Origin of the sequence: Hoeflea sp. 108, assembly GCF_000372965.1 — a bacterium.
Lineage (GTDB): Bacteria > Pseudomonadota > Alphaproteobacteria > Rhizobiales > Rhizobiaceae > Aminobacter.
In genome coordinates, this window is record NZ_KB890024.1 from 3,532,661 (window position 1) to 3,546,042 (window position 13,382).

The 13,382-nt window shown below is 66.1% G+C and carries 12 protein-coding genes; 7 read left to right on the forward strand and 5 right to left on the reverse strand.

The features are described from left to right. Positions 1-64: 64 nt before the first annotated feature. From B015_RS0117600 to B015_RS0117615, 3 genes are all read left to right on the forward strand, one after another. Complete coding sequence (locus B015_RS0117600) at positions 65-751, forward strand: outer membrane protein (protein ID WP_018429047.1); 687 nt, start codon at positions 65-67, stop codon at positions 749-751. A gap of 194 nt (positions 752-945) precedes the next feature. After that, the gene (locus tag B015_RS0117605) at positions 946-2,766 is read left to right on the forward strand and encodes a DEAD/DEAH box helicase (RefSeq protein WP_018429048.1); all 1,821 of its coding nucleotides are present in this window, start codon (positions 946-948) and stop codon (positions 2,764-2,766) included. 279 nt (positions 2,767-3,045) lie between these two features. Beyond that, complete coding sequence (locus B015_RS0117615; RefSeq protein WP_018429049.1) at positions 3,046-3,306, forward strand: DUF1344 domain-containing protein; 261 nt, start codon at positions 3,046-3,048, stop codon at positions 3,304-3,306. An 84-nt stretch (positions 3,307-3,390) separates the two neighbouring features. Here the strand turns inward: B015_RS0117615 and B015_RS0117620 are convergent, their stop codons facing one another. Next, a complete protein-coding gene (locus B015_RS0117620) occupies positions 3,391-4,413 on the reverse strand; it encodes an SMP-30/gluconolactonase/LRE family protein (protein ID WP_157632778.1) in 1,023 nt (340 codons plus the stop codon). Positions 4,414-4,636: 223 nt separating this feature from the next. Then, a complete protein-coding gene (locus B015_RS0117625; protein ID WP_245262210.1) occupies positions 4,637-5,524 on the reverse strand; it encodes an EamA family transporter in 888 nt (295 codons plus the stop codon). A 115-nt stretch (positions 5,525-5,639) separates the two neighbouring features. Between B015_RS0117625 and B015_RS0117630 the strand changes: the two genes are divergently transcribed. Then, on the forward strand, positions 5,640-5,825 hold the full coding sequence (locus B015_RS0117630; RefSeq protein WP_018429052.1) for a DUF1059 domain-containing protein: 186 nt from the start codon (positions 5,640-5,642) through the stop codon (positions 5,823-5,825). Positions 5,826-5,827: 2 nt separating this feature from the next. Here the strand turns inward: B015_RS0117630 and B015_RS0117635 are convergent, their stop codons facing one another. From B015_RS0117635 to B015_RS0117645, 3 genes are read right to left on the reverse strand one after another with little or no spacing between them, the layout of a single operon-like run. Continuing rightward, a complete protein-coding gene (locus tag B015_RS0117635; RefSeq protein ID WP_018429053.1) occupies positions 5,828-7,093 on the reverse strand; it encodes a CCA tRNA nucleotidyltransferase in 1,266 nt (421 codons plus the stop codon). Beyond that, positions 7,090-7,722, reverse strand: coding sequence for a CoA pyrophosphatase (locus B015_RS0117640; protein WP_018429054.1), 633 nt, complete (start codon positions 7,720-7,722; stop codon positions 7,090-7,092). The genes B015_RS0117635 and B015_RS0117640 overlap by 4 nt, the downstream gene beginning before the upstream one ends. Beyond that, positions 7,722-8,366 carry a DUF1285 domain-containing protein gene (locus B015_RS0117645; protein ID WP_026227411.1) on the reverse strand — a complete coding sequence of 215 codons (645 nt, stop codon included), beginning with the start codon at positions 8,364-8,366 and terminating at the stop codon, positions 7,722-7,724. Before B015_RS0117645 ends, B015_RS0117640 begins: the two co-directional genes overlap by 1 nt. A 281-nt stretch (positions 8,367-8,647) precedes the next feature. Here B015_RS0117645 and B015_RS0117650 point away from each other — a divergent pair, with 281 nt between their 5' ends. Genes B015_RS0117650 through B015_RS0117660 form a run of 3 tightly spaced genes read left to right on the forward strand, consistent with a single transcriptional unit; the run spans position 8,648 to position 13,382 of the window. Then, positions 8,648-9,652 (forward strand): MoxR family ATPase, encoded by a 1,005-nt coding sequence (locus tag B015_RS0117650; protein WP_018429056.1) that lies wholly within the window; start codon positions 8,648-8,650, stop codon positions 9,650-9,652. Continuing rightward, positions 9,652-10,566 carry a DUF58 domain-containing protein gene (locus B015_RS0117655; protein ID WP_018429057.1) on the forward strand — a complete coding sequence of 305 codons (915 nt, stop codon included), beginning with the start codon at positions 9,652-9,654 and terminating at the stop codon, positions 10,564-10,566. Before B015_RS0117650 ends, B015_RS0117655 begins: the two co-directional genes overlap by 1 nt. Next, positions 10,563-13,382, forward strand: a complete 2,820-nt coding sequence (locus B015_RS0117660) for a DUF4159 domain-containing protein (protein WP_018429058.1) — start codon at positions 10,563-10,565, stop codon at positions 13,380-13,382. Before B015_RS0117655 ends, B015_RS0117660 begins: the two co-directional genes overlap by 4 nt.

Here is a 13,382-nt window from a genome sequence, read left to right on the forward strand (position 1 = left end):
CAACCGCTTGTCCCTCATCTGCGCCACATCTAGAGTTGGAATCGCTAATGTAGGCGAGGAACACATGCGCAAGATGCTTTTGGCGGCGGCTCTCGTTGCCGCCTTTGGTGGGCAGGCCTTTGCTGCGGACTCCGTTGGTCAATCAGCCACCGATGCAGGACGGTGGAATGGCGCATATGTGGGCGCCCAGGTTGGATATGGCTGGGGCAATGCATCCTACAACTACAATCTTGCTGAGAGCACGACGAAATTTGACAGCGATGGCTTCATCGGCGGCTTGACCGCCGGCTACAACTGGCAGCGCAATCGGATTGTGCTGGGTGTCGAAGGCGATCTGAGCATCGCAAACGTCGATGGCGGCATTTTCACCGACACGACCCCATGCCTGACCTTCGGTCAAGCATGCTCAAGCGAACTCAACTGGTATGGAACTGCGCGCGTACGTGCCGGTTACGAATTCGGCAACCTGCTTCCTTATGTAACCGGCGGCTTGGCAATTGGCGGCATCAAAGGTACGGCCGATTTCGGAGCGTGCGATTCCATGTCGTCTTGTGGCTACGACAGGACCAAGGCGGGTTGGGCTCTCGGCGGCGGTGTCGAGTGGGCAATGAACGACAAGCTGTCGTTCAAGGCCGAATATCTGCGGATAGACCTGGGAAATCCGGGAATCGTGCCGAACGACGCCGGCCAATTCGATGGGTCGAAGCTGACGTTCGACACGGTGCGGATGGGCGTCAACTACCACTTCTAGACCGCTCGGGCTGCGGAGCTCAGACCGTCACGCCCAGATGCGCACGCCGCCGTCCGATGCGGGCGGCATGTATCGGCCGCATGGCTGATCTGCCCACTCGTCGCATTGACGCGCGGGCAGCAAGCCTTTAGAGAGCGCGTTTTCCTTGGCCCTCGTCCCGATGTGACGGGCCTTGCTCTCATTGGAAGACTTTCGTGACGATTTTCGACAACATGGTTCCGGCACTGGCCGGGGCGCTCGCCGCGCGTGGCTACGAAACGCTGACCCCGGTGCAAACCTCGGTGCTGGCTCCCGAGGCCGAAGGCGTCGACCTTCTGGTTTCGGCGCAGACCGGCTCGGGCAAGACGGTGGCCTTCGGCATCGCCATTGCGCGGACGCTTCTCGACGGCCGCGAGCGCTTCGCGCCCGGAGCCGCGCCAAGTGCCGTGATCATCGCGCCGACGCGCGAACTGGCTATCCAGGTGCGCCGCGAATTCGAATGGCTCTATGCCGGCACCGGTGCCCGCATCGCCTCCTGTGTCGGCGGCATGGACATGCGCAAGGAACGCCGCTCCCTCGATGAGGGTGCCGACATCGTCGTCGGCACGCCGGGCCGCCTGCGCGACCACATCACCCGCGGCTCGCTCGACATCTCCGGCCTGCGCGCCGTGGTGCTCGACGAGGCCGACGAGATGCTCGACCTCGGCTTCCGCGAGGATCTCGAGTTCATCCTGGCCGCAGCGCCGCAGGAACGCCGCACGCTGCTGTTCTCGGCCACCGTGCCGCCGCAGATCGCCCAGATGGCCAAGCGCTTCCAGCGCAACGCCCTGCGCATCACGGCCGCCGGCGAAAGCCGCCAGCATGACGACATCGAGTACCGCATGGTTCTCGTCGCGCCGCCGGAGCGCGAAAACGCCATCATCAACACGCTGCTGTATTTCGACGCCCAGAGCACGATGGTGTTCTGCGCAACGCGCGAAGCGGTGAAGCATTTCTCGGCGCGTCTCGCCAATCGCGGCTTTGCGGTCGTGGCCCTGTCGGGCGAGCTGAGCCAGGCCGAGCGCAACAATGCGCTGCAGGCGATGCGTGACGGCCGCGCCCGCGTCTGCGTGGCGACCGACGTCGCCGCCCGCGGCATCGACCTGCCCAATCTCGACCTCGTGATCCACGCCGACCTGCCGACCAATCCCGACACGCTGCTGCACCGCTCGGGCCGCACCGGGCGTGCCGGCCGCAAGGGCGTGTGCGTGCTGGTCGTGCCGTTCCACCGTCGCGGCAGCGCTGCCCGCCTGCTCAAGCTGGCGAAACTCGAGGCAACCACGCAGGCAGCCCCCGGCCCCGCCGAGATCGACGCCCGCAACCGCGAGCGCATGCTGGCCGAACTTGCCAATGCCGAAGCTCCGGCCGAGGACGAGGCGGCACAGGTCGCCGAGATCCTCGCCGCCCACTCGCCCGAGGCGATCGCGCTGGCCTGGCTGCGCCAGCAGATGGCGTCGCGCCCGGCAGCCGAAGAGCTGTCGGACCGCCCCATCCCGACATTCGACGCTGCCAAGGCCGAACGTCCCGACAACCGCTTCACCGACGGCGTGTGGTTCTCCGTCTCGGTCGGCCGCAAGCAGCGTGCCGAACCGCGCTGGCTGCTGCCGCTGCTGTGCAAGGCGGGCCACGTCACCAAGAACGAGATCGGTTCGATCCGCATCTTCGACACCGAGACGCAATTCGAAGTGGTGGCCAGCCGCGCCGACAACTACGCACGAACGGTCGAGCAGAACGGATCGGGCGAAAAAGGCGTCGACATCAGGCGGCTTGAAGGCGCGCCCGGCGCTGGCAACACCAGCCCCAAGCCGAAGAAGCAGCACCGCAAGGGCCAGTACGATCCTTCGGACAAGCCGCCCTTCAAGAAAAAGGCCTTCGAGAAGAAGCCCTACGACAAGCCCAAGGGCGACAAGCCGGGCTTCGACAAGCCCTGGGGCGGCAAGCCCAAGGGAGACGGCGCGGCCAAGAAGTTCAAGCCGAAAAAGAAGTTCGGCGAATAATCCCGCGCGGGCCCGGAATACATTTTCGTAAGGTCCGGGCCTTGCACGATCGCGCCACAAAGCGCCTGATCGTGGCGATGAATGTGGCGTCCGCTGCGATCAACAATATGTTTTTCGTCTAATGTGCGGGCGCAACGGCCTGTCTATTTCTATCGTCGGGGCCGAGGAAACGCCGGCGGTTTGCCCGAGGCGAGCCGCGACCCGACGCGCCCGGACGGCCCTTTTGCCAGGAAGCGGGATCGCCATGCTGGCGCGCCCGCCCTCGTCGGAGAGCACGCCATGCGCAAGCTTATCATCCCGGCAGCCGCTGCTGCGGTCCTCGCCACGTCAGCACTTGCCCTCGCCGCCGCCCAGCACACAGACGGCACCATCAAGACCTTCGATTCCAAGGCGATGAGCCTCATCCTCGATGACGGCACGACCTTCATGCTGCCGAAGAAATTCAAGGATCCGGGCCTGAAGGCGGGTGAAAAGGTTTCGGTCATGTGGGACATGAGCGGCAAGAACAAGGTCGCCGAAACCGTCAAGATCATGCACTGACGGCTCTGCCGGCATGCAACCGGGCGGAGCGGTGCTCCGCCCGTTTCTGCGATCAGAGTTCCCGCATGTCGGGTTTGCGCCCGCTCACCACAATGGATCGACAAGCTTACCGCAGGCGATCGAGTTCGCCTTCTCGGCTGGCAGGTGGCCGAAGAAATTCAGGTTGGTGACGCAGATCTCGCCATTGCCGAAGGCGATGCTGGCCGGCGCGCCCAGCGGCGCCTGAAGCGGGTTGCCCAGCTGCTGGCGCTTCTTGGTGTCGGCGCTGACCTTCCAGACCTCGCTTCGCGCGGTTTCCGTGAGGTAGAAATTGCCTTCGGCATCCACTTCCAGGCCATCCATGTTGTCGTAGCCATAGGCCAGCATCTCGGCCTTGCCGGCGCTGCCGTCGGCGTTGATCGGCACTTTCACCAGCATCGGAATGCCCCCGGTGACGCCGAACAGCGACTTGCCGTCGCCAGATAGCGCAATGCCGTTGACGCCGACGGGATAGCCGCTCAACGACCTGTCACCAGGGCTGAACAGCGGATCCTTGGACCACACCTCCGCCGACCTGCTTGCAGGATCGACCTTCCAGATCGCCTGCAGGCTGAGGTCGGAGACATAGACCTTGCCGTCGGCGGCGACGGCCGGATCGTCGGGGAAGCAGAACGGATAGCCGTCGGCGCGCGTCACCACCGGTTCGACCTTGCCGGTCGAGATCGTGACCTTGTAGAGGCCCGATTTGGTGACGGTGGCATCGCCGCAAGCCTCCACCGCGAGGTTGGCCTTGGCCGGCCACGGGAAATGCCTGGAGTACTCCGAGAACGCCACGTAGATCGTGTCCTTGCGGTCCCAGTCGAGGCCGACGGTGCTGCCTTCGGCATTGCCGACGACACTGCGCAGATCGGCGATCCGGCTTGCTTTGCCGTCCTTGTCGACGCGCATGATGTGGCCGGAGTGGTAGAGGCTGACGAAGTAGCCGCCCGCGCCATCGGAGACCAGGCCCTCCGGCGCGTCGTCGAACTGCGCCAGGATGCGCCAGTCGGACGCGGACGCCGGTGCTGCCAGAGTTGGCAAGACCGCGGATGACAAGAGAAGTGCAAGTGTCGCTGCGCTGCGTAGCATCGGTTTCCTCCTCCGCAGGTTCGTCCTGCTTCGGATCGAAGGTCCGCAACCCTGAAATGTCAGGCATCGTCCGCTCGGACTAAGCCGCAGCCCCACATGCAGCGATGGCTGAAGCAGCGGAATCATCGCCCGAGGGTCATGCGGCAAAGCCTTCGAATGACTCGGACTTTTGGCAAGGCCGCCTGGCCGGCATCAACTACCGGCGTTGTGCAGCTGTCTCTGGTTACGAGCGCCTGGCAAGGACATCGACGAGCAGGAATGCCGTCACGACCGCCAACCCCGCAGCCGTCAGCCACGACCATGAATAGACCGGCGAGAACCCTTCGACGATGAATGTCAGGACAGGCAGAGCGGCCATTGTCACCATGACCGTGTAGGCGTCGCACCGACCGATACCCACTTGCAGAAGATAGAGCGGGGCGAGAACGCTGACGACGGACACCACCAGCAGCTGGACGAGGAGCAGGTTGGACCACTCGATCCCGGCGGTATCTGCGCCCCACGTCATCGCCAGCGAGACAGGCAGGATCAGATAGAAGCGATGGGCGAGGACGGCGCCGAACTTCCAGCCGCGGTTCAGGAGGGTCTTGGACGCGATGGTGATCAGCACGGCACCGACACCGGCAGCAGCGCTGGCCGACAGTCCGAGCAAGGCGTTCCAGCCGAAGGTGGCAAAGCCGCTTCCCTGCATGGCCGAAAGCCCTAGGACGGCGCAGCCGACAAGGATGCCGCCGCAGACGGCAACGCGCATGCGCGTCGGGCGTTCACCGGTCAGGATGAAGGCGATGCCGACCGCCAGCAGCGGACCGATGCCGATTTCGACGGCGCCGACGATGGCGGGTTCGATCAGCTTCAGGGCGTAGAAGAAGCACAGGAAGGTGAGAGCCGTGCTGGCGTTGAGCAGCAGCAGCGGTCCCCAGGCTTTCTCGCCCACGCCCTGGCGCGACAATGCAAGAAAGAAGCCCGCGGTGAGCGCAAAGCTGATGAGGACGAAGAAGGGCGACGGGAAGCTCGACAGCCATGTGCCGAACATCACCTTGCCGATTGCCTGGAGGAATACGGCGAGCACGATCATAGCCCGGCCGAAATGCGCCGCCGATATGGAATTCACGTGCTGGCCCCACCGTTTGGTACGGCCCTTACACGGCAGGGCCAGCGTGGCGCAACCATTTCAGGGGATACGTGTTATAGTTGCCCACCCAAGGAGGGAGGAAAGGAGACATCCGATGAAGGAGTTTCAATGCGGGTCGCTCGTCCCCGGCTGCCAATGGCATACGCGCCACGAGGACGAAGCTGAGATCATGCGCCGTGTCGCAGAGCACCTGCGCGAGACGCATGGCGAAACCGTCATCCGCGAGACGATGATCGAAGCGATCCGCTCGCGCATCGAGAAGGTACGCGACGTCGCCTGACGTCAGGCCTGACTGTCAAGGCTATCGGCGGCGCGCTTGAGCAGTGCGTCGCTTTCCAGCGAAAAACCGCTATCGACCCATTCGGCTTCCAGCGCCTTGAGCAATGCGCCGAGCCTGGCGCCTTCGACGCCGAGCGGCGCAAGATCGCCGCCGCGCAGCGGGAACTGCGGTTTCTGCCACTTCTGCGCATGAGACAGCAGACGGAAATAGCCGCCGGCCTCGACCAGCGCCTTATCGTCCTGCTGGGCCCGGCCGCGCGCGGCCGCAAGGTCGAGGCGCAGCCGGTCGAGATGACCCTGCAAATTGCCGCGGTAGAGCCGCTTGGCCAGCTCGCCCTCGGTAACCTTGGGCTCTATCTTCGGCGTCGCCGCCCATTGCACCAGCCGGTCGGCCTCGGCATTCGACAGCCTGAGCCGGTCGCCAAGCGCCTTCATGCGTGCCGCATCCGGCGGCACGATGGCGGCGAGACGGAGAAGCGGGTCGACCGGCCAGCCGAGATCGGCTTCAGTGCGGACCAGCGCGTGGATGGCGTCGATGCCCCATTTTTCAGTCTCGGGCAGCACCGTTGTCAGCACGCCTGCCTGGCGCATCCACAAGAGCGAGCGCGACGGATCGGGCGCCGACAGAAGCTTCTTGATCTCCGACCAGATGCGCTCGGCGGACAGCCGCGGCAGTCCGTCCTTGAGGCGGGCGCAGGCCTTCAGCCCCTCGGCGTCGGGCCGGCCCGAACCATACCAGGCGAAGAAGCGGAAGAAGCGCAGGATACGCAAATAGTCCTCGCGGATACGGGTTTCGGCATCGCCGATGAAACGAAGCATGCGGCGGTCGAGATCGGTTATGCCTTCGACAAGATCGATGACCGTGCCGTCGCCCTCGGCATAGAGCGCGTTGATGGTGAAGTCGCGCCGCTCGGCGTCGGCCTTCCAGTCACGGCCGAAGACGACCTTGGCATGGCGACCGTCGGTCTCGACATCGGCGCGCAGCGTCGTGACCTCGAACGGCTTGCCGCCTGAAATCACGGTGATGGTGCCGTGCTCGGCGCCCGTCGGCGCCGTCTTGAAACCGGCGGCCTCGGCGCGGCGCACCGTCTCGTCAGGCAGGTTGGTGGTGGCGATGTCGACATCGGCGACCGGCTCGCCCAGCAACGCGTTGCGCACCGCCCCACCTGCGATGCGCGCCTGCTCGCCATTGGCGTTCAGCGCCGCAAGCAGGGTCTGGAGATCGGGCTCGTCGAGCCAGGGGGCCTTGCCGGCAATCGAAACGCTCACGCGTAAAGCCTTTCATACAACGCCCGGATGATCCCGGCGGTCACGCCCCAGATGTAACGCTCTTCATAGGGCATGGCGTAGAAGAAGCGCTCCTGGTCCTGCCAGGTGCGGCTGGCGCGATTGTGGTTGGCGGGGTCCATGAGGAAACCGAGCGGCACCTCGAAAATGTCGTCGACCTCGTCGGGATTGACCGTCAGCTGGAAACCCGGACGGACCACACCGAGCACCGGCGCGATGCGGTAGCCGCTGCCGGTGACGTAGTCGGGCAACCGGCCGATGACGTCGATGTAGCCGGAGGCGAGCCCGATCTCCTCCGATGTCTCGCGCAGGGCGGCAGCCTCCGGCGACACGTCGCCGGGATCGATGCGGCCGCCGGGAAAGGCGATCTGGCCGGAATGGTTCTTCAGCTTGTCGGCGCGCTTGGTGAGGATGACGGTCGAGGCATCGCCATGGTCGACGACAGGGATCAGCACCGCGGCATTGCGCAGGCGGTCATGCACGAAGACTTCGCGCAGCCCGGGATTGAGCACATGGTCGCCATAGTCTGCGGCGGCATCGTTGAGATGCTCCTGCACCGCGCGCTGGCGGAAATCCTGCGCCGAATAATGCGCTGGCTTGGCATGAACCATCACGTGCTCAACCGCTCCAGCCTGTCCCAGGGCATCACAGGATAGACCTCGCCCTTCGAACGGACGGCAAACATCACCTTTCCGTCGATCTCGATCTGCTCGCCATGTTCGACGAGCTCGTACATCACCGGCCGCGCCACCAGGGCTTCCAGCCGCCCGCGCACGAGCAGATAGGGCTTGAGGCCGCCCGTTTCGGGCTCGTCGACGAAACGCAAGGGGTGCTCCGGACCGGCTTCGACGACATCGCCGACATTGGTGCGGAAGGTCAGCACCCGGTCGGTGCCCTCGCCCGCAACATTCATCTCGACGGCGACGAAAGGGGCGTCGACGACGCGGATGCCGACGCGCTCGACCGGCGTGACCAGATAGGTCCGCCCGTCGGCATCCTTGCGCAGCACGGTCGAGAACAGCTGCACCAGCGGCGCGCGGCCGATCGGCGTGCCCAGATAGAACCAGGTGCCGTCGGCGCGGATCTCCATGTCGATGTCGCCGCAGAAATCGGGATTCCAGCGCTCGACCGGCGGCAGGCCCTTGCCGGCGCGGGCGGCGCGCGCAATCAGCGCCTCGAGCCCGGCGGCATCGTCGGCGCGGGCCATCCCGGCCTGGGCCATCGCTTCGTCTGTATGGTTGAGCTCCGCGGTCATGGTCACGAAATAGTCACTGTTGTTGCGCTTGTCAGCATAGGCGAGTGATTTAAGTTGAACGCGAAGACCTCGCCAAGGTGCGAGTCGGGAGAGTGCGACGCCCAGGAACATCTGACCTCCGGGGATTGGGCGGCAAGCGCAACGTCCATACGGACGGCGCAGCAGACCGACGGGTGGATGGTCTCAGGGCAAACACTTCGATAGTTTGAGTTGGCGCCTGCTTCGCGCCGATGTCGGAAGCGATATTGGCAACAAGGCGCAGGAAGAAGGATCGGGCCCGTATGAGCGTGATGATCAAGGACACAGCCATCAACGAACGCGACATGATTGCCGCCGCCGAACGCGCGCTCGCCGACATTTCCAAGGTGCGCCAGGGCGTCGGACGCGTCATCTTCGGTCAGGAAAGCGTGGTCGAGCGCACGCTGGTGGCGGTTCTGGCCGGCGGCCATGCGCTTCTGGTCGGCGTGCCCGGCCTGGCCAAGACCAAGCTCGTGGAGACGCTGGGCACGGTGCTGGGCCTCGATTCGCGCCGCATCCAGTTCACCCCCGACCTGATGCCCTCTGACATCCTCGGCTCCGAAGTGATGGAGCAGGACGAGCAGGGCAAGCGCTCCTTCCGCTTCCTGTCCGGCCCGATCTTCGCACAGCTGCTGATGGCCGACGAGATCAACCGCGCCAGCCCGCGCACCCAGTCGGCCCTGCTGCAGGCGATGCAGGAGTACCATGTGACGGTGGCCGGCGCGCGCTATGACCTGCCCGCGCCCTTCCATGTGCTGGCGACGCAGAACCCGCTGGAGCAGGAAGGCACCTATCCCCTGCCCGAGGCACAGCTCGACCGCTTCCTGATGCAGATCGACATCGTCTACCCCGACATCGATGCCGAACGCCGCATCCTCCTGGAAACCACCGGGATCGAGGACACAAGGGCGCCCCACGTGCTGGACGCCGAGCGGCTGAAAGACATCCAGCATCTCATCCGCCGCATGCCGGTGCCCGAAAGCGTGGTCGAGGCGATCCTCAAGCTCGTCCGCTCGGCCCGCCCCGGACAGGGCAATGCCGATACCGACAAGCACGTTTCCTGGGGTCCCGGCCCGCGCGCCAGCCAGGCATTGACGCTGTGTGCGAGGGCGCGCGCGCTCTATGACGGGCGGCTGGCGCCGTCGATCGACGACATCAAGGCGCTGGCCGAGCCGGTGCTGCAGCACCGCATGGCGCTGACCTTCGCCGCCCGCGCCGAAGGCATGAGCGTGCGCGATGTCGTGGCGAGGCTGGCCAAGGACATCTGATGGGTCGCATAGGCGAGGCAAAGGCACCTGTTGCGTCGAGCGACGCGCTCGCGCGCGGCCGGCTGCGCGCTTCTCTGGTGCCCGACCTTTTGGTCGAGGCTCGCCGCATCATGAACACCGTCATCGCCGGCTGGCACGGCCGCAAGAAACGCGGCATCGGCGAGAATTTCTGGCAGTTCCGCCCCTATGTGCAGGGCGAATCCATGGCCAGCATCGACTGGCGCCGCTCGGCGCGCGACGACCACACCTATGTGCGCGACCGCGAATGGGAGGCGGCGCACACGGTGTGGCTGTGGGCCGACCTGTCGCCGTCCATGCTCTACAAGTCGAAATCGGCGTCGGTGTCGAAGGAATCGCGCGCGCTTGTGCTGGTTCTGGCGCTCGCCGAGCTTTTGTCGCGCAGCGGCGAACGCATCGCCTGGCCCGGCCTCACCGACCCGTTCAGCGCCCGCAACGGCGCCGAGCGGCTGGCATCGCAGCTGGCGCAGAGTTTGTCCGCCCCTGCCCGGCCCGATCTGTCCAACATCCGCCGCTTCTCCGACGTCATCCTCGTCGGCGACTTCCTCGATCCGGTCGAAGAGACCATGGCCTGGCTCGACGTGGTCGCCCGCCGTGGCGCCCGCGCCCATCTGGTCGAGGTCGCCGACCCGGCCGAGGAAAGCTTCCCCTATTCCGGCCGCACCGAGTTCACCGACCCCGAGACCGGCGACAAGCTGACGGCAGGACGCGCCGAGGAGCTGGCCGACGCCTATCGCAATCTCTATTCGGCCCGCCGCCATGAGCTTGCAGCGTGGTGCAAGCGGCTTGGCTGGAGCTACACGGTCAACCACACCGACCGGCTCGCCTCCGAGGCGCTGGTGCATATCCACATGGCGATGACATCGGATGGACATGGACCAGGGGGCCGCCGATGAGCTGGATCTCCTTTGGCTTTCCGGCGGTGTTGTGGGGCCTGCTTGCCCTGCCCGTCATCTGGTGGCTGCTCAGGCTGACCCCGCCCAAGCCGCAGACGGAAGTGTTTCCGCCGCTGAAGATCCTGGCGCGGGTGTTCAAGAAGGAAGAGACGCCGCACCGCAGCCCGTGGTGGCTGACGCTTTTGAGGCTGGTCATGGCCGGCCTCGTCGTGCTGGCGCTGGCCGAACCGATCTACAACCCGCGCCAGCCGGTGGCGACGAGCTCGAGCGCACTGGCGCTGGTCATCGACAATGGCTGGTCGAGCGCACCGGACTGGAAGCTGCGCGTCGCAACCGCCGAGCGGCTGATCAAGAATGCCGAGGCCAAGGACGCGCCGATCATCCTCGCCTTCACCGCCGAGAAGGCCAATGCCCAGATCGGCCCCTACAGCGCCCGCGAGGCCCGCGAGCGGCTGAACGCGGCGGTGCCGCGTCCGGTGCCGACCGACCGGCCAGGCGTCTATGCCCGCGTCGGCGCGGCACTCAAGGAGCTGCCCGGGGCAACCGTTGCGGTGCTGGGCGACGGCCTTGCCGCGCCTGGTGACCAGCAGTCCTTCGCCAGCCTGTTCGGCGAGCAGACGGGCAACGTCATCTGGGTCCAGCCCGACAGCGTCAACACGGTCGCCATGACCGCTGCCGACAACCAGGTCGACCGTTTCTCGATCACCGCCATCCGCGCGCCCGGCAACCCCGCGCCGGCACAGGTGACGGCGGGCGTGTTCGACGACAAGGCGCGCCGGATCGGCGACGCGGCGATGACGTTCCGCCCCGGCGAAAGCCAGGCGACCGGCGACATCGTCGTGCCGTTCGAACTGCGCAACGACTTCTCCTGGATAGCACTTGACGGCCAGGCCCAGGCGGGCGCGGTGCGCGTGCTCGACGAAAATGCCAAGCGCAGGCGTGTCGGGCTTCTGTCGCAGACACCCGTCGACCAGTCGCGCCTGCTGTTGTCGCCGCTCTATTACATCCGCCGGGCGCTGGAGCCCTTTGCCGATCTGGTCGAGCCGCCGAGCCCCGATCTGATCGAAGCGATCCCGCAGCTTCTGGCGCAGAAGCCCGCCGTCATCGTGATGGGCGACGTCGGCACGGTGCCCGAGAGCGTCCGCGCCCAGCTGATCACATGGATGGAGAACGGCGGCACGCTGGTGCGCTTTGCCAGCTCCCGCCTGATCACCGCCGGCAACGATGCCGAACTTCTGCCCGTCAGCCTCAGGCTCGGCGAGCGCTCGCTGGGCGGTTCGCTGTCCTGGACCGAACCGCAGCCGGTGGCACAGTTCCCCTCGACCGGCCCGTTTGCCGACCTGTCGCCTCCGTCAGACGTCACCGTCAGCCGCCAGGTGTTGGCCGAGCCGACGCCCGACCTCGTCGACAAGACCTGGGCGGTGCTGGCCGACGGCACGCCGCTGGTGACCGCCGACCGCCGCGGCAAGGGCATGGTGGTGCTGTTCCACATCGCGCCGCAGGCGACATGGTCGAACCTGCCGATCTCGGGCAGCTTCGTCGAGATGCTGCGCCGCATCGTGCAGCTGTCGCGCAACCAGGGTGCCGTGGGCGCGCGCCCGGATGTGGCGGCGGCTTCGCTTGCGCCCTACCGGATGATCGGGTCGGACGGCGTGCTGACGTCGCCATCGGGCGAAACCAGGCCTCTGCTGGTCGGTGGCGCCAAAGCGCCGGCGGTGACGCTCGACAACCCGCCGGGCATGTACGGCACCGAGGAAGGCATCTTCGCCCACAATCTGCTCCAGGCCGACGCCACGCTTGCGCCGATCGAGCGCCCTGCGATTTCCGTGCCCGTCGCCGATGAGCGTTATGCGCTCGACGAATCGCGCGACATGAAGGCGCCGCTTCTCGCGACCGCCGCAGCACTGCTTTTGGCCGACAGCCTGATCGTGCTGTGGCTGGGCGGCATGTTCCGCCGTCGCCCGCGCGCGGCCCATGCCGCGACCACGATGCTGGCGCTGTTCGTGCTGGCGTCGTCATTTGCCGCAACGGTGCCCGACGCCCGTGCCCAGGATTCCAAGCCTGGAGACATCGAGGCTGTCGAGGCGATCTCCAAAACCCGCATCGCCTATGTGCTGACAGGTGTCGCCAACACCGATTCCGTCAGCCGCGCCGGCCTTGCCGGCCTGACCCAGTTCCTGATCGAGAAGACCGCGCTCGAACCCGGCGAGCCGGCAGGCGTCGACATCGCCAAGGACGAGCTTGCCTTCTACCCGCTGATCTACTGGCCCATCGACCCCGACGCGCCCATGCCGAGCGAGCAGGCAATCGGCCGCATCGACCAGTACATGAAGGAAGGCGGGACGGTCCTGTTCGACACCCGCGACCAGTTTTCCAACGGCCTTGGGGCCGACTCCACCAGCCCGGCGACGCAGCGCCTGCGCGACATACTGAGCAATCTCAACGTGCCGCCGCTGGAGCCGGTGCCGTCGGATCATGTGCTGACCAAGGCCTTCTTCATCCTGCCGGAGTTCCCGGGCCGCTTCAACGGCAGCCCGCTGTGGGTCGAGGCGTCGCTGGACGCCGAGAACACGCAGGGCCGGCCGGTGCGCACCGGCGACGGCGTGAGCCCGATCATGATCACCGCCAACGACTTCGCCGGCGCCTGGGCCGTCGACGACAGCGGCGCGCCGCTGCTGCCGACCGTGCCGTCCGATCCGATGCAGCGCGTGATGGCGCTGCGCGCCGGCGTCAACATCATGATGTACATGCTGACCGGCAACTACAAATCCGACCAGGTGCACGTGCCCGCACTGCTCGAACGGCTGGGGCAGTAG